Genomic DNA, 22,714 nt, shown 5'->3' with positions numbered 1-22,714 from the left:
ACCTACTCTACCGGGCACAACTCATCTCTTCCGCCACAATCACTTCGGGAATAGTAAACCAGAATCTTGATCCTTTTCCTTTTTCAGAATCAACGCCAATACGCCCACCCAATTGTTCAACAATACTCTGACAGATAGAAAGTCCCAATCCAGTACCGTGTACAAAAGTATTAAGCTTCACGAAACGCTCAAAGATATGTGGCAATTGCTCTTTCTCAATACCGATTCCTGTATCTTTGACATAAAATTCCAATTCCCCGTCTTTTAATTCATACCCCACATGAATACTACCTTCAGAGGTAAATTTCATTGCATTGTTAACAAAGTTAGAGATCACCTGATGTATACGGTTACGGTCACTAATGACATGACAAACCGGAAGATGATCATCAAACACCAGTTCCACCTCTTCTTTCGCTTTCACCCCCATAGAGCGGACAATATCCTCACATAACAGATTTACATCTACATCTCCGTTGGTAAACTCAAATGTACCCGCTTCAATCTTCGACAAATCGAGTATATCTGAAATTAATTGCAACAAGAGATCATTATTCTCACGCACAATCTTAATATACTCCTGACGTTCTGCCAACTCTTCTGTTTCCACCAATAAATCGGAGAAACCGACAATGGCATTCAGCGGCGTACGGATTTCATGACTCATATTTGCAAGGAAAGCACTTTTCAAACGATCCATCATCTCTGCTTTATCACGTGCCTGAATCAATTCGGCTTCAGTCTCCTTCAATTCTGTAATGTCATAATTAATACCGATAATTTCTATTTCATTTTCTTCCGGTTTATAATTGGTGACCATCACATTACTGCTGACCCAATTCCATTCGTTCTTCGTTCCGGGACGACGAATACGCATCTCCCCTTGGAAATGCCTCCTTTTTCCGTCTCTGACTCCATCATAAAAATCGAGGAAACGCTTGCGGTCTTCGGGATGCATTTGACTATAAACTGCTACCACCTCACTCAAAGGAATATCTTCCTCCTCACCTAAATTCTTATACCACTGTTTTATAGCATAACCTTTGCGGTTCAAGAGATTCAATTTGGCATATCCTACTTTTGCATAATCGGATATCATCAAGAAGAAATTTTCAAAATCACGAATACGATTCATTGCATCAATACGCTCCGTATTGTCAATGCTTATTAAAATATATCCGCTGAAGTTGCCCTCATTATCATATAGTTTACTAACCTTCGAATATAGTTCTATCACATTAGAACGGCTTGTCTCATAATATCCTCCTGCTTGCTCAAAAGAGTAATTAAGTCTGAAATCCACCAGATCTTCATTCCGCACACGATCACGAATCCCCTGCGGCACATTCGGATTCTCAAAGAAATTAACCCCTATCACATCCGATTTATTCACTACACCGAATATTTCTAAATCCTTATTATTCAAATCTATCAAATAGCCGTCCTTATCGTAAATCTCTACTCCTGCCGGAATATTAGCAAAGATATTCTTAAAGAGTTTTTCACTACGATCCAATGCCCGGTTAGCTTGTACCGATCCTGTAGAATCGAGGAATAAACCGACTATTTCATCTTTTCCGGGAGAATAAATAACCCAATGCGTATACCGTTCCGTTCTTGGAAAATATTCATCTTTCTCCCTATAAGAATTACTATCCAGTATCTCTTCCAGAAAATTAAGTTTTTGGAGATAGTCAGGATGCTTTTCAGATGCCAAAGAACCAATATACGACTCCAAAGGAAGCCCGAAAAAGGTTGAACTGACCTCATTCGCATCCGTCACCCGATAATCGCAAGGTTTATTATTCTCGTCACGGATAATGGACATACGTATATATCCCATCGGCATAAAATGAAACAGATTATTTAGGAAAGTCTGTTCACGGATTACCTTGTTCTTAGTTTTACGCAACTCGATACAGATATTTATAATATTTCCCAATGAGGAGAACCATTGAAAATCTTCATTACTCCAGTCATGGTAGGTCTCAACCAAATCAATCCCCATATATCCCCAAACGCGGTCGCCTGTCATCAAAGGAGTCACCATTAACGATTTGATTCCCTGAACTACAAGAATCTGATATTCATCAGGAGCCTCTTCTAATAACTGCTCCAGTGTATTTAAAATAATCGGCTTGCCCGATAATATCTGTTCACTCCACCATTTTGACTCACTGGCAGGCATGTCCTGCAGATTGTCTATCTCTGCCGATACTCCTTCAGAAACAACTTCGTAGATACAACTATGATGGGCATAAATTTCATCGTATTCAAAAATATAAACACGACCTTTTCCATTATAAAGATTCAGAATATCTCTTAAAATATCTGCGATACAAGATTCTACTGCCTCATCACGTAGGAAACGAAGCAACGATTGCGAAACAAAATTCTGACGACAAAGCAAATCATTCACACGCCTTAATGCATCCCTTTGATCTTCCTCCTTGGGAGCCTCAACGCGCTGGATTATTCCGAAGGACTTATCACCTCCATCAACACCCGTACCCTTCTCACGAAAAGCCAGACGGGTATGCAGCCAAACCTCACCATATTTTGAATGAATCGGGAAAGTTTGTTCGTAAAAGTCCTTATGGATAGAAGAATTTGCCCGGAACTCCTGAGCAATCTGCTTGCGATAATCTTCACGTATCAGGTTTAGAAAATCCGAAGTAGAGATGGTGTCGCCGTCCAATCCCAAAAGATCAGAAAGATAATCGGAACATAAATAACATCCTGCCGTTAAATCTACTTCCCACCATCCGATTTGTGCAAGAGAAGCCATTTTTTTGTATCGCTCGTTGTCTGTTTGCATATTTTGTATCGTTGTAAAATAATAGGTTGACAAATATACGAAAAAGGTAATCACTGATACCATAAAGGAGCAAATAAAAAAGCTAAAAGAAGATTACGAAAACAAATAAATAGAATATGGGAGAATCTGTTTGTTACAAATTCTCCCATACCTCCTATTAAAAAAGATACACTTTGCTACTCTATATCTTATTTATAAGGAAGAGAAATTATATCCGCTCCAAGTGAACAGGGATGCATCTGCACCTGTATTCGTAGTTGGCTCGGTAAATGTATTCAATGTACCGTTCAGCTTATTCTTAAAGTTCAATGTATGGGTGATGCTGATGCTGGAAGCAGCATTTCCTGTACCTTTATTGTCATTCATATCAATCAAATCGATTGTACCGCCTGAACCTTTGACAAGGGCATTGGTGATCGTAGCTTTTGCTCCACGACGGATTTTAATCACATCTTGCATACGGTCTACATTATCCGTTGTATTGGCAGCATTATTTACGATTGTCATATTTTCAACCACAAAGTCCGACTGACGTAAATGATCCGGATAAATGCCATCCAAGTTACCATCTGCTTCAATGCCGCGCGGATCTGCTTCCGTACTGGTATAACCGCTTTCCCAAACACCATAGCAGTTTTTCAATTTACCGGAATATCCTTGAGTGAAGTCGAACATGTCATCATCCGGGTTCACAGCCAATAGGTTGGTTACATTCACCGTACCGCCAAAGAATTCGACGGCATCATCCGCACTCTCAAGAATGTAGATATTCTCGATCTTGGTACCGTTTCCAACACCGTTCAGTGTCAATCCGTTGTGCTCGATATCGGCAGTAGAGCGGGCACCGGCATAGCAGATTTTCACATAAGTCAGTGAACCGGAATTGTCATTATCGACATTACCACCGTATTTATAGTTGTTGTCGATTTCCGTCAGACCTGTATCACTCTTATTGGCGTTCGAACCGGAAATCGGAGCTTTACCATTGATAATGATTCCTCCCCAATAGCCGGATGTAGGGGTTGTTGAATTGGCAGTGAAAACAATCGGTTTATCAGCTGTACCGTCAGCATAAAGTTTACCGCCCTGTGCTACCAGCAGATAACTGCTGAAACCTTCGCGAGCCTTAATCGTTGTTCCGGCAGGGATATTCAGACGGCCTCCATTTTCAATGACTACCGTTCCGTTCAGAATATATTCCTTAGCTTCCAGTGTCTGTTCTCCGGTCAGCGTGCCGGACAGGATATTTTCGCCCACAACAATAGAACTACCGGTCCCACCGTTGTTTCCACCATCTCCGTTACCATCACCGTCCCCGTCACTATCACTGCTACATGCAGTCAATGTAAGTGCTGTTGCCATAACGGCAAACGTCATAAAGTTCACAAACAATCTTTTCATTTTGCTTTCATTATTAGTTAATAATCTTATTTCATCACCCGGCTTAGAATGTACACGACACTCCCAGGCTTATATTTATTCCTTTCTTATAATCATTCAGTATCACCTTTTCCCCGTTTTCGTTCGCTTTGCGGCTTAACTTATAAGAGGGATTCAGCAGGTTGCGGGCTTTCAGGTTAAGGGAAAGATGCTTGTTCAGTTTGGCTTGGGACACAAAATCCAGTATCAGTACTCCCTGCTCCATTATATCCTGATAGCCCTGTGTGCCAATGGTATATATCTTATCACTCACATAATTAAGTACCAATGTATTGACAAAACTGCGTTCTCCTTTCGTGAAGTTATGCGAGAGGTCGAAATTGACAATCCACGGTGCGGCTCCTTCCAGTTGCGAACCGGTGGTAACCGTTGCCAAAGGCATTTTTGCATTCGTGTAGATATAAGAGCCATTCAATCCCAAAGAGAGTTTATTCATTCCGTGCGCAGCATTACTCACCGGACGGACAAACAGATTCTTACGTATTTCTATCTCCACTCCTGCCACGGTTGCCTTATCCGCTATATTCTCATAAGAAAGATAACCTCCGGCGCTTGCCACTTCAATGCGGGATATCGGATTCTTAATCAATTTATAGAAAGCCGTAAGAGAAATCAACTCGGTCGGAGTGGGATTAAAGTCCCACTTCAGATCAAGGTTATAATTATCCGAAGGTTTCAGATTGGGGTTACCCTGACTGTTGAAGTTCACGCCGACATAACGGTAAGGAGATATTTCCTTTGCCTGCGGAAGCGTATATGTTTTACTAGCTCCCAGACGAAACGAGTTTTTATCATTCAGATTGTATTTGAGATTCAAGCTGGGCAGGAAATAATCTTTTTGGATGGTATTGTTTCCTTTAGAGCCTCCACGATTCACATTGTAATCCACTTCAATATCTACCTTGTCGTATTTCAGTCCCAGATTCACAATCCAACGGGGAGTAAACTGGTAGGTAGCCTCGGCATAAGCGGAATGAATATTCTTTTTTACGATATATTCATCTAAGTTCTTTTGTATCTTGAACCAGTCGGAAGCAAAGTTTTCCTGATTATAATAATCGTCAAGCGAGAAGTCGTCTAAAGAAGGGATGGCAGAAACATGTCCTACGGTCAGGTTATATTCCGTGGCTTTGAAGTTATCATCTACGAATCGGCCTGTATATCCGAAACGGACATTCGAAATCTCTTCTATATTATCTTTCAGACGATAGACCAAGCCTGCTTTTACATTCAAGTCGTCTTCATCTAAAGTTGAGAAATAGCGCTGTTGTGAGTTGCCCCTTAGCAACGTATAGCCGTCTTCCGCTTTAGTCAGGTTATTGATTCGACGATCTGGTTCATAGCCTTTCACCATATTATAGGAAGCACCTGCATCAAGACTTAATGATTTGGTCAATCCCCAGTTAGTCATTAGTTGGTTAACGATCAGCATATTGTCATTCGTTTGTTGGCGACGGGTGAATCCAAGGTTTTCATAGTCGTCACTAAAAATCGAGTTCTTGCCGTTGTAATCGCCCACCGACTGGGTATTGGCATGAATCATCATCAAATTATAACTGATGTGATGACGGTTCTGCATATCGAAATCCACATTGGCAAGTGCCAGTTGACTGATATTCTCCGCATACTTCTTTCCATTCATATCTTTGTAGACCGTACCGCTGGTAGTTGTATTACGTATGATTTCATCCGTATACTGATAGTCCGTCGTATGTCCGGCGGTCAGGAAGAAAGAAAACGGATTTTTGTCTTTTCCGACATAGAATCGTTTACCTCCGGAAATACTGTAACTCCGGTTGATTTGAAGATGTTGAGCGGAAGGGTCTAACTTATTTCTGAAGTTCCATGAGTTTTCATCGGCATGTTCGGTACGATTGGCAAAGCCCATGAAGTTCACTCCATCCTGTTTCAGAAAATCGGCTGCTACCGTTTGTGTATTCAAGCCACCGGAAATGCCGAATCCCAGATGACCGCTACCAATTAGTTCTTTGGATACAATATCAATGGTTGCCCCTCCGACATCGCTGCTGCCCCCCGCGTTGAATGCTTTCTTTACACCTACAGACTGAATAATGTCCGTACCGAAGAAATCAAGAGAGATATTCTTATATTCCGGGTCTTCGGAAGGAAGAGCAAATCCATTAAAAGTAGTTGCATTGTACCGGTCTCCCAATCCACGGACAAAGACATTTTTCACTCCGTCTTGTTTAGACACTCCGGCAACTTTCGTCACAGCACCTTCTGCATCCGAAACACCTTTGCGGGAAAGCTCCCTGACACCAACAGATTGTACGGCAATGACTGCTTTTTGCTGTTCGAGCAACAGCATATTCTCATTTTCCCTATTCTTCTTAGCTACAACCACCACATCGGCAAGTTCCTGTGCATCGGTTTCCAACTCCAGATTCAGTATCACCAGTTTTCCATTCTCCACACGCACTTTACGGCGCACTTCCGTTTTGTAACCTACATATTTAATCTCAATATCATACATACCTTCCAGAACGCCCATGCTGTTCAATTCGAAATTACCCTCCATATCGGTCACTGCTCCGGCTTGAGTTCCGAGCAAACGTATCGTAGCTCCTATCAAAGGTTCCTTGGATAGTTTGTCTTTCACAGCTCCTTTAATCTTGATATTGACAGCCAATGCAGGAAGTACACACAACAGGCAAAAGAAGGCCGCCACTGAAAATCGGATAAGAAATAGTTTTTTCATCTAACTTTGCTCTACGTTTTAATTACGTCGGCAAAGATAGAGGGTGAGCATTACAACCGTAAGACGAAAAAAATACAATCTATTGAAAGAGTCATTGCAAGATGATGACAAGATGTTACAAACGTATTATCAATCAGTTACGCTATTAGTTTAACTTGTTTATAAGCAAATTTAAGACCGGAACTTCACTCTTTTATCTCTCATTATGCATAAAATTAATCGGCTGACAGTTGTGAGAAGGTGAAAATTTTGGCTGATAGTGTATTTCCACCCGCTTGTCGTCAAAGATATGTTTCACCGCTTTTCAATGCATTACGCAAAGAAACACCGATAGCTCCTTTCCCACTAAGTATATATCCAACGTTGGACTTTCTTAAAAAAAGAACAGGCATAATTGACTTGAAACTAAATATCATTATCTTTGTGAATGTTTCACGCTAAAAACAGATATGCGTCATGGAAGAGAATTTCAGAAGATATCCGATAGGAATACAGAACTTTGAAGATTTACGCAATAATGATTGTGTCTATGTTGATAAAACAGAATTGATTTATCGTTTGACTCATACAAATAAAGTCTATTTTCTAAGTCGTCCCCGACGCTTTGGGAAAAGTTTGCTGGTTTCTACACTAGAAGCTTATTTCCTGGGAAAAAAAGAACTGTTTCAAGGCTTGGCTATGGAGACTCTGGAAAAGGATTGGACGGTCTACCCGGTACTACACTTTGATTTTAGTGTGAGTAAATATATAACCGCTGATATGCTGTCAGCCGTTATTAACCGCCAATTGCTTTTATGGGAGAAAATTTATCAACGGGAAGAAGGAGAAACGACTTTCAGTTTACGTTTTGAAGGAATTATTCGTCGTGCTTACAAACAGACGGGTAAACAGGTGGTGGTATTAATAGATGAGTATGACTCACCAATGCTGGACAGCAATCATAATGATGAAGTTCAAAAGGAAATACGTAATATCATGCGGGATTTCTTTAGTCCACTGAAAGCCCAGGGACAGTATCTTCGCTTCTTATTATTGACAGGTATCAGCAAATTCAGCCAAATGAGTATCTTCAGCGAGTTGAATAACTTGCAGAATATCAGCATGAGGGATGATTACAGTGCTATCTGTGGCATCACCGAACAAGAACTGCGCACGCAATTGCAAATTGATATTGAACAAATGGCCCAAGCCAACAAGGAAACATACGAGGAAGCCTGTGTACATTTGAAACAACAATATGACGGTTATCATTTCAGTAAGAATTGTGTAGACATTTATAACCCATTTAGTCTATTCAATGCATTTGCGCAAAAGAGTTATGAGAATTTTTGGTTTTCGACCGGTACTCCCACTTTCCTGATAGATATTCTGCAAGAAAGCGATTTTGATATCCGGGAACTGGATAACACGACCGCCACCGCCGAACAGTTTGATGCACCTAGCAATAGAATCACCGATCCTCTTCCGGTGCTCTACCAAAGCGGTTATCTCACAATTAAGGGATATGATCCGGATTTCCAACTGTATACACTGGCTTATCCCAACAAAGAAGTAAGAAAAGGATTTATCGAATCGCTGATGCCCGCTTATGTGCATCTGCCTGCACGAGAGAATACATTTTATGTAGTGTCCTTTATTAAAGACTTGCGTATCGGTCATTTAGAGGAATGTCTGGAAAGACTGAAATCTTTCTTTGCGTCTATCCCGAATAAACTGAACAACAAGGAAGAGAAACATTACCAAACTATCTTTTATCTGTTTTTCCGGCTGATGGGACAGTATATAGATGTGGAAGTGGATACAGCCATTGGAAGAGCAGACGCGGTTGTGAAACTTCAAGATACCATCTATGTTTTTGAATTTAAAGTAGATGGTACACCCGAAGAAGCATTAACGCAGATTAACAGCAAAAAGTATGCTATTCCGTATCAGGCGGATCACAGGAAAATAGTTAAAGTAGGTGTAAACTTTGACAGTGCCACACGAACGATTGGTGAATGGAAGATAGAACTCGGGAGTTAATCACCGAGTTCATAAAAGAGAATGCGCTAAATCAATTTCTTTTTCTTCCGGTAGTTCTCACGAAACTCTTTAGGCGAACAACTCTTTTTCTTCTTGAAGATCCGGTTGAAATTGGAAAGGTTATTAAAACCGCACTCATAACAAATCTCAGCGATAGACATCGTAGAATCTACCAGCAACCGGGAAGCAAAGCCCAGCCGAATATCAATGATATAATCAGAAAGATTCTTGCCTGTACGCAGTTTGAAAAAGCGGCTGAATGACACATCCGTCATCCCAACCATATCAGCCAACTGCCCCAGACGTATTTCTTCCTGATAATGTGTATTGATGTACTCCTGCACTTTCTGCACACGCCGGCTGTCCGAATGAATATCTATCTTGGCAAAAGACGAACTGGACAAGGTACGCGCTTCTTCTTCAAAGAGAGAAAGTTCATACAGGATTGTCATAAACTTAATGACCGCATAAAATCCTTGCTTCTCGGAAGCAAGCGTATCCAGCAACGGATATATTTTGAGTATGGCAGACATCGGGAAACAAAGCCCTTTTTGTGCTTTATCCAGTATCCGGCGGATAGAGTCGAACTGATTCTTATTGATAAAGCTCTTGAAGAAAAGATCGGAAGAAAACTGAATCGTAATCTCCCGTATCTCTTTCGAATGGCAGTCGTTCTGTTCCCAGACGTGTTCCAAATCTTTTCCTGTTATCAATACCAAATCATAATCACCTATCACTTCGGAAGAGTCTCCTACAATCCGCCTTACTCCGGCTGCCTTTTCGGTGAAGTTCAATTCAAACTCGGAGTGGTTGTGTATAGGATAAGTGAATTCCGTTTTATAACGTTCCGCAATGTAAAAGCAATCCTTATCTGACAAAGGAGTGATTTCACGGATAATCTGGTTGGATAACGGTGTAGTCATAGTAATTACAATTTATAAGCGTTTTATCGTTTGATTAGTTTTCTATCTTTACCCCTATCTGATGCAGGTCTGCCCCCGACGGGTTTTGGAAGACACGCAAGTCGAATTCGGGAATAATGGCAAGCACATGATCGAAAACATCTGCCTGTATGCCTTCGTAGGCAACCCATACTTTATTGGCAGAAAAGAAATAAAGTTCCAACGGGATACCGGTTTCGGTAGGCTGAAGCTGACGTACCATGCAGGTCAGGTCTTGGTTGACAGTAGGCAGATTCTTCAGATAGTTAGTCAGATAGGCACGGAAAACTCCCAGGTTTGTTTGCCGGCGTCCATTCACTAACACAGAGTTGTCGATATGATGTTCCTTATTATATTCTTCCACTACCTTTTCCGTTTCATCCACATAGTCTTTCAACAGTTGTATCTTCCGGTATTTTGCCAACATCTCCGGTGTACAGAAATGCACACTGGTCATGTCTATATTGATGGAACGTTTCACACGACGTCCGCCGGATTCCTGCATTCCCTGCCAGTTTTGGAAAGAATCACTAATCAATAGATAAGGAGGAATGGTGGTGATGGTATTATCGAAGTTACGTATTTTTACGGTATTCAATGTTACTTCTATCACCGTACCGTCCGCACCGTATTTCGGCATCGTGATCCAATCGCCCACCTTCAGCATATTATTGGCGGAAAGCTGGATGCCGGAGACAAATCCCATGATACTGTCCTTGAAAACCAACATCAGAACCGCAGCGGAAGCTCCCAATCCGGTCAGCAACACCACCGGACTTTGCTTTATCAAAATACTGATAATGATGATAGCTCCTATAAAGAAGAGAATGACTTGCGCTGTCTGCAAAAGCCCCTTCAAAGGTTTGTCTTTATATTGTTCACGCGCGCTATATACCAGATACACAGCCGTAAACAAAGCACTGACGAAGCGAAGAAAGACTGCAAGGATATAAATCATGCAAAGTCTTCGAAGAAAATCAAGCAAAGCAGAGTCTGCATGTTCGGGGAAGGCAATAGGAATAGATATATAAATCAATATAGGCGCCACCATCCTGCTGATGTTCACCATTACTTTATCATTAAATACAATATCATCCCAAGTAGCTTTTGTCTGTCTCACCAATTTAGCCACGGTACGCAGAATAATCTTGCGGCAAATCAGATTAGCCAATAATGCTATTCCAATAATAAACAATAAAATGATAAAGTTATCAATCTTATCAGCCATAGCTTCATCCACTCCCATCGAGAGCAAAGCATGATTCACCTCTTGCATCACTACATTACCTGCTTCTTCCGGTTGCCCGTTTGCTAATGCCACACTCACTGTATCAACCACTTCTTTTACTTCTTTCATAAGCAATCGTCTCTCTCTTTTTTAGTTTTTCTTTTATTTATGATCTCTGTTTCTTTTCTTCTTTATTCTTTCCTTCTTCCAAATATTCACTGATATCCTGCCGTAGCCAATCATAATGGAAGAGTCTTTTGTAGGCTACATTCTTCTTGAGCATGATTTCTACGTTCACCTGGCTGTTCTGATAACAAGTCAGTTCGTTTCTGAACTGTTCATTGTGTTCGGCCAGCCGCTTGATTTCCTGTTCCCGTTCACGACGCAATACGGTGCAGACCGGAATCAGTAGTTTCATTACCACATTATCCATCACATGGTGTCCCTGCATATACAAGTAAGTAGTTTCCGGCACCAAGCCCAGCTCTTTAAATTCAGTCCGCAATCCACTCACCTGATTAATGTTATGGGGAAATTTCCTTTTCAACTCTGCCAACTTCTGATTAACCCGTTGTTGAAGGGATTCCAAGCTCTTTTCCGGATGCCGGAGATTAATCTCGCGCAAAGAAGTATAAGTATGGAAATCGTACATGGGGAAAGTGTAAGTATCCCGTTGGCGATAGAACCATACGTTCCAGAGGAAAAGCGGATATACTATTTCAGAGTACTTCTTCAGGTAGAAGTTGAAATCTAAAATGGAACGGTCATTCAACGTAGCCTGCACACATACTTCGTGAAGGCTTTCGGCAAAACAATGATAGTTTTCAATAGCATAGGTATAAGTCTGAAAAATATACCTGTTCCGATTGATTTTACGGGAAGTATTGGTAGCTCCCTGCAACAGGAAATCATAGTCACTGTCCACACAGGCAATCAGACTTCTCCCCAATTCGGCTGTATTCAGCGTGTTCATGAGTACCATCTTTTTTCCTTTTGCCAGGGAGGTGGCCGAAGGAAGCATCACTTGGAAATAGTGTTCGTCGTCTTCAAACTCTTCAAGCAATGTGCGCCAGAAAGCGATGTCGTCATAGCTTTCTACGTAAGCGATGATACGTCGGCGGGCTTTCTTCGGATAAAGCTTATGGGCGGCATTGAAATAAGAAGAAGTCAGATTATCTCGTAGTGAAGTTGCCATTTGTTCAATTACAGGTTACGAATTACAAATTACAGTTGGGAGAATCCTTGTCGAGCTTGTGCCCTACGGTGGTAGATATATCACTTACTTCTGTCACGGCATCCAGCCAGCCTTCCATAATGACGGCAGGCGAATGGGTAGTCAGGATAATCTGCACATTCGGATTCAGTTCACGTATCATAGCAATCAGTTTCTGCTGCCATTCTATATGAAGGGAGGCTTCCGGCTCATCCATAAACAATACACAATGGCTGTTGTCCTGCACGAGTACGGTCAGCAGGATAACCAGCATTTGCTTTTCACCGGACGACAGTTTATAAGGGAATAATAGTTCGCCATCCTGATAGAAAGCGATATCGTTCCGTTTCCGGTCTATCTTTTTGCGTGTATAGCTGAACAGTTCGTCAATCATATCCTGAAAACGACGTTTGGCTACAGATAATGTAGCTGCTTTACGACGCTCTTCTTCATCAGTGCTGGAAAGCATTTCAATCATCTTATTACCAATGTTGACCTGATAATCGAGGTAACGGCGTTGCAAGAGATAGAGTTGCCAGTCCAGTTCAGACTTTACATTCTTGTCGGCCATGCGGGCTGTGAAGTCACCCATAATCAGGGGACGGTCGTAGCTTCGGATGACGTCATAAGGAATATAGGTTGCCTGGGGATTGTCGAAAAAGAGACGCACTCCGTTCTTCTCGTCACTTTTCATTTCACCGGAAAGTTCTTCGAGGTATCCCACCGAACGGTTCAGAATGGTAGTCTTCCCCACTCCGTTGATGCCGGAGAGGATGTTCACATCGGGACGCAAATCCCATCCTATATTAAAGCGTTCCCATAGTCCGTGTATCTCGATACGACGGATATAATTGGCTTGTTGTTCCATAATATTCAAGTTTAATCAAGGCAAATATAAACAAATCATACGATAAAAGACTACCTTTGCAACCGTTTTCTCTATTTGATTGTTAATGATATCAGAGATATGGTAAAATAAATAGTATCAACATGGACAAAAGTAAGAACCTGTATGGTCATTTGTTTGCGCTTACAGCAAACGTTATGTGGGGATTAATGTCTCCCATCGGTAAGTCGGCTCTTCAAGAGTTTTCTCCAATTTCTGTCACTACATTCCGCATGGTGGGGGCAGCAGCCGCTTTCTGGATCCTTTCCATGTTTTGCAAACAGGAACATGTGAATCATCAAGATATGCTGAAAATCTTCTTTGCTTCACTGTTTGCGCTAGTATTCAATCAAGGAGTGTTTATCTTCGGACTTTCTATGACTTCTCCTATTGATGCTTCTATCGTAACTACCACTCTACCGATTGTAACAATGGTTGTAGCGGCCATTTACTTGAAAGAACCTATTACCAATAAGAAAGTACTGGGAATTTTTATAGGTGCTATGGGAGCGCTCATTCTCATTATGAGTAGCCAGGCAGGAAGCAACGGAAATGGAAGCCTGATTGGCGACTTGCTTTGTCTCGTTGCGCAAATCAGTTTTTCCATATACCTGACTGTATTCAAAGGATTGTCTCAACGATATTCGGCAGTAACGATTAATAAATGGATGTTCATATATGCTTCAATGTGTTACATTCCGTTCTCCTATTATGATATTTCTACGATTCAATGGACTTCTGTTTCCACTGTCGCCATTCTACAGGTACTTTATGTCGTATTAGGAGGTAGCTTCCTCGCGTATCTCTGCATTATGACTGCACAGAGGCTGCTCCGTCCTACGGTAGTCAGTATGTACAATTATATGCAACCGATCGTGGCTACGATTGCGGCAATCGCGATGGGTATCGGAAGTTTCGGCTGGGAGAAAGGAATCGCTATCGCGCTCGTATTCCTGGGAGTATATATTGTGACTCAAAGTAAATCAAGAGCTGATCTTGAAAAAGCAGAAAAGCCTCATTAATAGTACAAGCGGGTAGAAAGACTGACGTTTCCTACCCGCTTATGCTAAATGTATTCTTTAAGAATCAGAATCTTATTATCATTTAAAGTCTTATTTCAAATCCTCAAAATAAGTATCGAGCAAGCTTCTTGCAGCTATAAACGAAGTCAGGTTGCCTTTCAATACCTGCTGTTCTTTTTCTAAGAGCATTGTTTCAATCTTCGGATTATGATAAAAGCTGTCACGAAGTTGTTCATTGATGCTTTCATACATCCAATATTTACTTTGCTCGTTGCGGCGATATTCAAAATAGCCGTTTTCTTTCACGAAGTCAATGTATTCGTAAATCATATCCCAGACCTCCTTCACTCCCAGGTTATAAAAACCGGAGTAAGTCAATACTTTGGGAATCCATCCGGATTCAGGCGCAGGAAACAGATGCAATGCATTACGGAATTGAGTGGCAGCCAACTTGGCACGTTCCAGATTATCTCCATCGGCCTTATTGATAACGATACCATCCGCCATCTCCATAATACCACGCTTAATCCCTTGCAGTTCATCGCCCGTACCGGACAACTGAATCAACAGGAAGAAATCAACCATCGAGTGAACAGCCGTTTCGCTCTGTCCCACTCCTACGGTCTCCACAAAAATCTTATCGAATCCGGCAGCTTCACAAAGAATAATCGTCTCACGTGTTTTGCGTGCCACTCCTCCCAAAGAACCGGCTGACGGACTAGGGCGGATAAACGATTTAGGATGCACGGAAAGCTGCTCCATACGCGTTTTATCCCCTAAGATACTGCCTTTACTACGCTCACTACTAGGGTCGATGGCCAATACCGCCAGTTTGCCCCCCTTTTCGAGCACGTGCAGACCGAATACATCTATGGATGTACTCTTTCCCGCACCGGGAACGCCGCTGATACCAATCCGGATCGAATTACCGGAAAATGGCAGACACTTCTCTATGATTTCCTGTGAGACAGCCTGATGTTCAGGCTTTACGCTTTCAACCAATGTCACAGCCTGACTCAATATGGTGACATCACCTTTTACGATACCTTCTACAAACTCTGCTACTGAAAGTTGGCGTTTCTTAGGTTTCCGCTTTAAGTAGGGATTCACAGATGAGGGTTGCTCAATGCCTTTATTGACAACAAGCCCCTTATATTCTTCACTATTTTCAGGATGTTCCATAATCATAGGATTTAGCGTTTGATATTGATTTCAACTTTCGGGCGTAACGGATCATTTGTTATCATCAGGATACGTAAATGATGCTTCTTATTACCTACGTCACGCTTACGAATAGTTACTTTGAGCTTCGTCATTCCATCCGGAGGAAGGACCGTCTTCTTCAGGCTCACTCCTACCGACGAATTGAATACCTGCAACTTACTGATGACTAACGGAGTCTTTCCGGAATTGGCTATCAATATATCATGGCTTACCTTATTCTTCTTTATCAACGGGATACTAAGATCAATATCCGTTTCCGAAATGTGCATGGCAGGAGCGTTCAAAGAATCTTTTTCCGTCATACGAGAGAAGTCGGGAAGAAGAATGGCCGAAACCGGTATTTCATTATCTTCGCTCACCTTATCACCGGAGAAACGGGAAAGGTAGACAGAAGCCTGTGTCAATCCGTAATCTTTTAGCTGGCTCGCATCCAGCGTCAGTTTGATAGTTCCCTTCTTGCCTTTCAACAAGACTTTGGGTTCCGCTTCCATTTTCAGATAAGGAGGCAGATGCATCAATACCGGTTCGTAAGGACGATCCGAAAGATTGGCGATATCAAAGGTCAATGAAGGCTGCTGTCCGCGATAGACATCGGGGAAAGCAAACTCATCACGATCTAAACGAATATTTCCAATTGTATAAGGAAGTAGCTTTGTATAATCTTTTATTTCCTGCACTACTTCACCGGTAAACTTCAGATAGACCAGGCTCGGACTGGCATTGCTATATATTCCTATCGACTTTTCAAAATGTCCTAACGCTTTTGCGTCAAAAGAAGCTTTTACTACTCCTTTTCCTCCCGGGGCAATCGGTTCTTTGGTCCAGTCGGCCACGGCACAGGCACAAGAGGTTGTGACGTTGGTCAGTACCAATGGCTGGTTTCCCGTGTTAGTGATGGTATATTCCACTGTCACCGGACGTTTCCACTCAATTTGTCCGAAGTTATGTGTCTCTTTATTTGAAGAGATACGAGGTTGGGCAACGGCTGCCAAAGCGACAGTAAGTAAAGATAATATAGATAGTAAACTACGTTTCATGCGATATTTTTTATTTTGGTGCACAAATGTAGGGGTTTTAGATGAGTTTTTCACCACAGATTACACAGATTAACACAGATTGACGAAAGAGGATAATTCTCCCCATCAAGAGGTATCAAATAGATTCAGGCACGGATTACGCCTATTTTACGGTTTCAGTTTATCTAATGAACCGTAAAATCGGCATAATCCGTGCCCGAATATTTCTCTTACAAATGTCCTGCGTTACTCTTTAACAGCTACCGTCATCGAAGCAGAATGTGAAGCATATTCTGGTGCGTATGCACATTGCATGGTTGCCAGACCTGTTTCGTAAGTTCCTGCACGGCTGACACGGTAACTATATTCCAATACATATACTCCTTTTCCTAAATGATCGAAGAAGAAATTGGTCGATGCATCTTTGATGTCTACGTAATAGCCCAGTCCGTTGTTCCAACGATAGCCGGAAATGCTGCCGATCGGTTCGAAGCAAGCTCCCCGCTGATCTTTCAACTGCACAAAGTCCATCGGACGGTCTACACGGATGCTCAAACGGGAAACGACTTTATCACCTACCTGAAGAACAGTTTTCGCTGTTATAGGCTGCAATTGAGGGACATTATTTACCATACGTTCCACATACAATTGTTTCTCTACATTCAACTCACCACCCTGTTGTTTCACATCACTGATGGGGGATTCAAATTCTGCATATACAGCTCCCCAGGCGATACCCGGATTTCTCTTTTCCACTTCAATCTTACGGGCATCCACCACGCTCTTCTGTGTGAAAGAACGTTTGATATATCCCAATCCGGGAACAGTTGTTTTACTCGGAGCAACCGTTTCCAGCACTTCATTAGCAATTACAATCCGTACATCTCCCTGATTGTCGAGCAAGTTAACACCTTTCATCAGCAATGCAAATACCGCGTCGGCAGTAGCTACCGGAGAGTTCCATTGTTGTGTTTGCTTTTGCTTCAACAGCCAAAGTTTCATTTCTTCCACGGTATCGCTGTTACCGCCTATCGCCTCCAATGCTTCCATCACATCTACGTGAGCCTGCATCTGCATTCCGCCCCATGTATACGGATTCTCGTTGAAAGCAAAGAACATTCCCTGTTCATCCGTCTTGGTCAGGAATTCTTTCAGAGAAGCGACAAATTCCTGTGCTTCTTTCTTGCGTCCGGCTTTATCCAGTACAATAGCGGCAATCGCTTTCGTATCCATCGAAGGAGAAGTAAGCAGTTCTCCTACTTTAGAAAGATAATAGGTATAAGCAGCTTTATTGGCAGCAGGCACCTGCTCTCCGGAAATAGCGATGAGATACAAATATTGCAGAATACTACCCGAAACACCGGTAAATTTCACTCCTTCTTTCTGTGCTTTCAAGATTTCCTTATATTCGTCTAAAGCTGATTGATGAAGGTAAGTGAAAGCATTTTGTTGCAAGGAGAGAGCTGGACCTGTTAATTTCTCACCTGTCAACATAGCCAGACGGGCATTCAGTTCGGCGATATAGGTAGTAATATATCGGCTGCCGGTCATTCCTTTATACCAAGACCATGCACCGTTTGCGTTCTGCAACTCCTGTAATCGGGTCAAAGCCGCTATATTATTGCTACGGATATTATTCAAATCAAACAAAGTGGCGATACGTTCTTTCTGTTGCTCTTCCGTTTGCGCTTCGAGCACCCAGGGAGATTCGGACAGAATAATATTCTTCACTTCCTGATTCTTTTGCAGATTGCTCAAGAAGGTTTCTTTCGTACCTCCCTGCAATTTCCAACTTTCAAACACTGCTTTGATCTTCGGCTGACTGTTCATAATGAACGAAGCCAAGGTATTTGCATAATATGCCGTAGCCCAGGAGATCGCATTATTGCTTGTAGGAAGACTCAAAGAAGGCAATGCCTGAATAGCATACCAGGCCGGATTTCCTGTAAACTCGACAGTCAGTTTACGGTCGGTTGCCGTTTTACTTTGTTGGTTGAACAGGCGGTCGAGTGAGAAAGTACGGGTTTCTTCTCCACGTACAGGCATTGGAAGTGTCTCTACCAAATGTTCTTTATTGCTAAGCACCGGAAGCAACTGTTGTTCTCCATCGCTGAAAGTACCGCTGTCGGCTATCATCCGGCATCCCAATATTTCGTATTTATCACTGACGGTAAACTGGAAGCTCACGCCAATCGTCTTTCCGGCAACAAGGCTGAATTTCTGTTTTTGTGTACTGATTACTTTCTCCGTCATCGGATCGAAAAGAATCAGAGTTACTGTTCCGGCTTGCGACTTACCAGTCATATTAGAGATAGAAGCTGTAAGAGAAGTCTTATCTCCCACACGTACAAAGCGGGGAAGATTAGGAGTCAGCATAAATTCCTTACTCGTGGTAGCTTCACCGTCCAATGTTCCCATCAGCATCCCTTTCGTATGAGAATATCCACGGAAGTTCCAACGCGTCAGACTTTCGGGCATCGTGAAAGAGAACGAGATTTCTCCCTGTTCATTGGTACGAAGTTGCGGATAGAAGAAGGCCGTTTCTGCAAGATTTGTACGCAGGTCGGCAGGAGCTTCAGGGAGTGTTTCGTTTCCGGACGTTTCATCAAGTTTACCAAGTGTTCCCGTTTGACCCCATCCTGACTCAAATTCCACATCTTCAGAAGCATCGGAGACTAAAGCCGGTACATATTTCACTTCCACCGCATTGCTCCGGCTTGTAACACTTCCTGTCATCGACACCTTTCTCTGAACCGCCAGACCTCTAACCACCACTCCATCAGCCAAAGACTCCGACAATGCATATACATTTCCTACACCGGAAGACATCACGAAATAATCATACGCCAATCCCGGCACTTTAAGACTTTTCGTATTCCACCAGTAATTAAATGAATTATTTCCTGAATATCCGCTCATCCAATTAGAATACGGAACAATCTGACTATAGAAGATTTGGAAATTCTGCTGACGGTTCCATATCTTATCCAGTGAAGCATCATACATCGTTGCCAGCATCTCCGCATTGGCGGCTTGTCCTTGCGGCGTTTTAATCGTCAGTTTCCATTCTTCCTTCTGTCCGGGACGCAACTTATCGCGGAATACTTCCCACTTCATAGTCAATGTCTTATCCGGTACACGTCTGGTCAGCCGGGCATGTTCCTGATAAACCTGTCCATCTCTTACCATACAGAAATTCACAAACACACCGTCACCATAACTCTCCTGATATGGATATTCGAAGCGAACAATCGTATCAGACAAGTTCAACGTCTTACTTTCCAGCAGTTTATCACCGGAGAATACATTCATCATCACATAAGCATCCTTTTTCGACGTACCGAAGCAGAATACAGCCGGATGAGTCGCATCAAATTCCATATTTTCTCCATAGAACCAAACTGTCGTTTCTACAGGCGGACGTTTGTCCTCAATGGAAAAAAGAATCGTGTTAGTATCAGCAGTCACTTCCTTGCCCTGATTATCTTTCACCGATGCTTTCAGTACATAAGGGCCCGAAGGAAGATCCTTCCAATCGAGCGTTATTTCTTCGTTAGAAGTAAAAGTTCCCGTTGCAATCGATTTCTCTTCCAGTTGTTTGAAATCCTGGTCTTTGGCAGGATACAAGTAATAATTTCCTTTCACTTCCACAGGTTGTCCATTCAGGTTTTGCACGTTAAACATCGTGTCGAATGGTTTATCCTTACAAGTCTTATCATGCAATTCCACCTGCAAAACCAACGAACGATTTCCGGCCGAAATGACATCCGTAGAAGATTGTGTTTCACCCGCCACATTGGTAACAGTAGCTTCAATGGAATAGCGATAATATACTTTATCATCATTCTTATAAGAGTCACTTTCCTGCAGGCGGACCGGTATCGTAAATTCTCCGTTCTCATTGGCCGTCACTTCACCGGAAGCAATCTGTACCGATTCCGCAAACCGCCAAAGGCTGTATGTAGAACGCATCACTTTATATTTTACCGGAAGATCCTGAAGCAATACACCGCTATAAGATTCTATCTTGCCTTTCACCTGCACTTCATCTCCCAACTTGTAACTTCCCTGTTGCTTTTCAAAAGTGATGTCAAATGTCGGACGTTTATAATCTTCCACACGGATACTTGTACGGCCTCTTCCTGCCTTCAACGAGAACATTCCGTTCAGGCAAGCTGAAGGCAACGCGAAATCAGTGGCAAACGAACCGAACTCATTGGTGCGTACCGACTTCTGCCCTACTTCCTGATTATTCGCATCCAATAAAGTCACCATATATTCCTTGTTCGGGAGCACATCCGCCGTATCTGATTTTTGAGAATAGGCAATCCCTTTCACATACACCGTTTGTCCGGGACGATACAAAGAACGGTCAGTCAATAAAGTCATATTTTCCGCCACTTTATCTTCGTCACCGTAGTATCCGTAACTTCCTGCATAGATACCTTGCTTCGGCATCGCTGTATCCGTGCCCTTGGAGGCTCTCAAATAGCGGTATTCAGATTTCCAGGGAAATACCACCTTACCATCTTTGTCCGTCGTAAACTCTTGCAAAACTTTTTCATCGTTACTATACATCGTAACTTTCGCATTCGAAATAGGATGTCCCGTCTGTCCGTCCAACGTCACCACTTGATATTGTTTTTCCGGCAGACGACAAGTCAACACCTTGAAACGTGTTACGTCAAACTTGCTTTCACTGTCTCTCTTTGCACGAATATCCGGTATGATACGCATTATGTAAGCTCCAAGTTCGGGAGCTTTGAACGTAAACACCGTGTCCTGTGTCCGGTAATCTTCCGGACGAATTACAGAGTAATGTTGTTCTTTTATCAGTTTCTTCGCCTGATAAATCCGGACGGTAAAACCATCCAGATTCTTATGTGAGGCTCTTAGTTCTATCTCTTCGTTCGGGAAAGCCTGATCTGCTGCATAGACATTCAAATAAGGAGCCAATATCTCTTCCCGAAGATTTTTCAGAGCATTGATTCTGTCATACCCCGGATAAAGACGAATCGCCTCATCACAAAGTTGCAATGCATTAACCTGCTGTTGCTTTTCAATAGCATAACGGGCTTGTGCCAGGTACACTTCAGCACATATCGGTTCCGAAGCATATTTACTTTTCAATGTATTCAATGCTTTCAGGTAAGTGTCATCCGTCAATACCGAAGCCTCTCCCTTTACTTGGAGAGGTCGGATATACCGTTCCGCTCCCCGTCTCCAGTCCAAATAGTTAAGTGCGGTCAACACATAACCTTCTTTCAATCCGGCTGCTTTATAAGCAGAAAGCATATTTCCGTAAATAGCTATTATATCCTGCTTCACCGGATTTACGGCGTTCGTTTCAGTATACCCGCTACCTAGTTTTTCCACTTGCAACAGAGCATCAATTCCACGGGAAGCCAATAGATGATAGAGGTCATGGTGATAATATTCACTCGTTTTCCCCAATTCTACGAAAGGGATATAGTCGCGTGAAGAAGTTTTGAGCAGTAACACAGAGTCAGCCAAGGCTTCTTTCACATTTGTCCGCACTTTCTCTACAAACATATTGGCGGTCCACTCGCGTATATCCGCAGAAGGCGTTTGGCCTACGATTTCCGTCCGTTGGCGAAGTTGCCATTGATTGTTGGCAGCATAATTTGCATAAATTCCGGCTATCAGAGAATGCAAAATAGCACGGTCCATTGGTTGGTCGGTTTGTTTCACCCACTGTTCCAGTCCTTTCAGACCGGCATAAAGACTATCCGGATTCAACATTTCCCGGTATTTCATCCGCCACGCGTATGCTTTGAGCATCTGCGGAGAGTTTTTCTCTTTTTCCCCTTTCTGATAAATCTCATCAGTCAGTTTTATCACTGTCTTAGGCAAGCTCTTTTTCTCTGCTTGCTCCACTTCTTTCCATAATTTGTCGAAAGTCTGTGCCTGCACCGCCGGAATCACTCCCAACCATAGTAGCACCATCATACAAATCTGCTTTACTTTCATAATCTTTCTAGTTTAAGTTCGCTATAAGTCTCACTCTATAAATAACAAAGTAAAGAAATAAAGTTTAAAGATTTGTACTTTTTAGCTTAAAAAAAACTTTTATCAAGCTACCAACCTTATACTGTATCGTATAGACGTTAGCTCATTAGCTGATTCACTTTAGAATAAAAAAATATTATTCGGTTTGTTATTTA

General features: G+C 42.3%; 12 protein-coding genes. 2 read left to right on the top strand and 10 right to left on the bottom strand.

Annotation, left to right across the window (positions count from 1 at the left end; all coding sequences use genetic code 11):
* Positions 1 to 7 precede the first annotated feature (7 nt).
* From INE92_RS24555 to INE92_RS24545, 3 genes are all read right to left on the bottom strand, one after another.
* The gene (locus INE92_RS24555; RefSeq protein ID WP_195436637.1) at positions 8 to 2,818 is read right to left on the bottom strand and encodes a sensor histidine kinase; all 2,811 of its coding nucleotides are present in this window, start codon (positions 2,816 to 2,818) and stop codon (positions 8 to 10) included.
* Positions 2,819 to 3,010: 192 nt separating this feature from the next.
* A complete protein-coding gene (locus INE92_RS24550) occupies positions 3,011 to 4,219 on the bottom strand; it encodes a hypothetical protein (RefSeq protein WP_009039047.1) in 1,209 nt (402 codons plus the stop codon).
* Positions 4,220 to 4,262: 43 nt separating this feature from the next.
* Positions 4,263 to 6,977 (bottom strand): TonB-dependent receptor, encoded by a 2,715-nt coding sequence (locus INE92_RS24545; RefSeq protein WP_211421268.1) that lies wholly within the window; start codon positions 6,975 to 6,977, stop codon positions 4,263 to 4,265.
* Between the two features lie 456 nt (positions 6,978 to 7,433).
* On the opposite strand from INE92_RS24545, the gene INE92_RS24540 reads away from it, so the two are divergent.
* The gene (locus tag INE92_RS24540) at positions 7,434 to 8,999 is read left to right on the top strand and encodes an ATP-binding protein (protein ID WP_008642103.1); all 1,566 of its coding nucleotides are present in this window, start codon (positions 7,434 to 7,436) and stop codon (positions 8,997 to 8,999) included.
* A gap of 26 nt (positions 9,000 to 9,025) precedes the next feature.
* On the opposite strand, the gene INE92_RS24535 is transcribed toward INE92_RS24540, so the two are convergent.
* Genes INE92_RS24535 through INE92_RS24520 form a run of 4 tightly spaced genes read right to left on the bottom strand, consistent with a single transcriptional unit; the run spans position 9,026 to position 13,249 of the window.
* Positions 9,026 to 9,922, bottom strand: a complete 897-nt coding sequence (locus INE92_RS24535; protein WP_008642101.1) for an AraC family transcriptional regulator — start codon at positions 9,920 to 9,922, stop codon at positions 9,026 to 9,028.
* 34 nt (positions 9,923 to 9,956) lie between these two features.
* Positions 9,957 to 11,297 carry a mechanosensitive ion channel family protein gene (locus INE92_RS24530; protein WP_004315638.1) on the bottom strand — a complete coding sequence of 447 codons (1,341 nt, stop codon included), beginning with the start codon at positions 11,295 to 11,297 and terminating at the stop codon, positions 9,957 to 9,959.
* Positions 11,298 to 11,334: 37 nt separating this feature from the next.
* A complete protein-coding gene (locus tag INE92_RS24525) occupies positions 11,335 to 12,363 on the bottom strand; it encodes a DUF4435 domain-containing protein (protein ID WP_008642097.1) in 1,029 nt (342 codons plus the stop codon).
* 22 nt (positions 12,364 to 12,385) lie between these two features.
* Positions 12,386 to 13,249 (bottom strand): AAA family ATPase, encoded by an 864-nt coding sequence (locus INE92_RS24520; RefSeq protein WP_004315636.1) that lies wholly within the window; start codon positions 13,247 to 13,249, stop codon positions 12,386 to 12,388.
* Positions 13,250 to 13,371: 122 nt separating this feature from the next.
* Here INE92_RS24520 and INE92_RS24515 point away from each other — a divergent pair, with 122 nt between their 5' ends.
* Positions 13,372 to 14,289 (top strand): DMT family transporter, encoded by a 918-nt coding sequence (locus INE92_RS24515; protein ID WP_004315635.1) that lies wholly within the window; start codon positions 13,372 to 13,374, stop codon positions 14,287 to 14,289.
* 90 nt (positions 14,290 to 14,379) lie between these two features.
* On the opposite strand, the gene meaB is transcribed toward INE92_RS24515, so the two are convergent.
* The 3 genes from meaB to INE92_RS24500 form a co-directional block, all read right to left on the bottom strand.
* Positions 14,380 to 15,471, bottom strand: coding sequence for a methylmalonyl Co-A mutase-associated GTPase MeaB (gene meaB, locus INE92_RS24510; protein ID WP_004305376.1), 1,092 nt, complete (start codon positions 15,469 to 15,471; stop codon positions 14,380 to 14,382).
* Between the two features lie 11 nt (positions 15,472 to 15,482).
* A complete protein-coding gene (locus INE92_RS24505; RefSeq protein WP_008642094.1) occupies positions 15,483 to 16,550 on the bottom strand; it encodes a DUF1573 domain-containing protein in 1,068 nt (355 codons plus the stop codon).
* A gap of 225 nt (positions 16,551 to 16,775) precedes the next feature.
* Positions 16,776 to 22,520: an alpha-2-macroglobulin family protein gene (locus INE92_RS24500; protein ID WP_015532351.1), complete on the bottom strand. Its 5,745-nt coding sequence runs from the start codon at positions 22,518 to 22,520 to the stop codon at positions 16,776 to 16,778.
* Positions 22,521 to 22,714: the final 194 nt, after the last annotated feature.

The organism is Bacteroides xylanisolvens (genome assembly GCF_018289135.1).
Taxonomy (GTDB): domain Bacteria; phylum Bacteroidota; class Bacteroidia; order Bacteroidales; family Bacteroidaceae; genus Bacteroides; species Bacteroides xylanisolvens.
This window is presented reverse-complemented; position numbering and strand designations above follow the sequence as displayed.

Excerpts from the sequence above, each read along its gene's own strand:
- INE92_RS24530 (WP_004315638.1), bottom strand. The coding sequence starts at position 11,297 with ATGAAAGAAGTAAAAGAAGTGGTTGATACAGTGAGTGTGGCATTAGCA.
- INE92_RS24555 (WP_195436637.1), bottom strand. The coding sequence starts at position 2,818 with ATGCAAACAGACAACGAGCGATACAAAAAAATGGCTTCTCTTGCACAA.
- INE92_RS24525 (WP_008642097.1), bottom strand. The coding sequence starts at position 12,363 with ATGGCAACTTCACTACGAGATAATCTGACTTCTTCTTATTTCAATGCC.
- meaB (WP_004305376.1), bottom strand. The coding sequence starts at position 15,471 with ATGGAACATCCTGAAAATAGTGAAGAATATAAGGGGCTTGTTGTCAAT.
- INE92_RS24520 (WP_004315636.1), bottom strand. The coding sequence starts at position 13,249 with ATGGAACAACAAGCCAATTATATCCGTCGTATCGAGATACACGGACTA.
- INE92_RS24540 (WP_008642103.1), top strand. The coding sequence starts at position 7,434 with ATGGAAGAGAATTTCAGAAGATATCCGATAGGAATACAGAACTTTGAA.
- INE92_RS24550 (WP_009039047.1), bottom strand. The coding sequence starts at position 4,219 with ATGAAAAGATTGTTTGTGAACTTTATGACGTTTGCCGTTATGGCAACA.
- INE92_RS24535 (WP_008642101.1), bottom strand. The coding sequence starts at position 9,922 with ATGACTACACCGTTATCCAACCAGATTATCCGTGAAATCACTCCTTTG.
- INE92_RS24505 (WP_008642094.1), bottom strand. The coding sequence starts at position 16,550 with ATGAAACGTAGTTTACTATCTATATTATCTTTACTTACTGTCGCTTTG.
- INE92_RS24500 (WP_015532351.1), bottom strand. The coding sequence starts at position 22,520 with ATGAAAGTAAAGCAGATTTGTATGATGGTGCTACTATGGTTGGGAGTG.
- INE92_RS24515 (WP_004315635.1), top strand. The coding sequence starts at position 13,372 with ATGGACAAAAGTAAGAACCTGTATGGTCATTTGTTTGCGCTTACAGCA.
- INE92_RS24545 (WP_211421268.1), bottom strand. The coding sequence starts at position 6,977 with ATGAAAAAACTATTTCTTATCCGATTTTCAGTGGCGGCCTTCTTTTGC.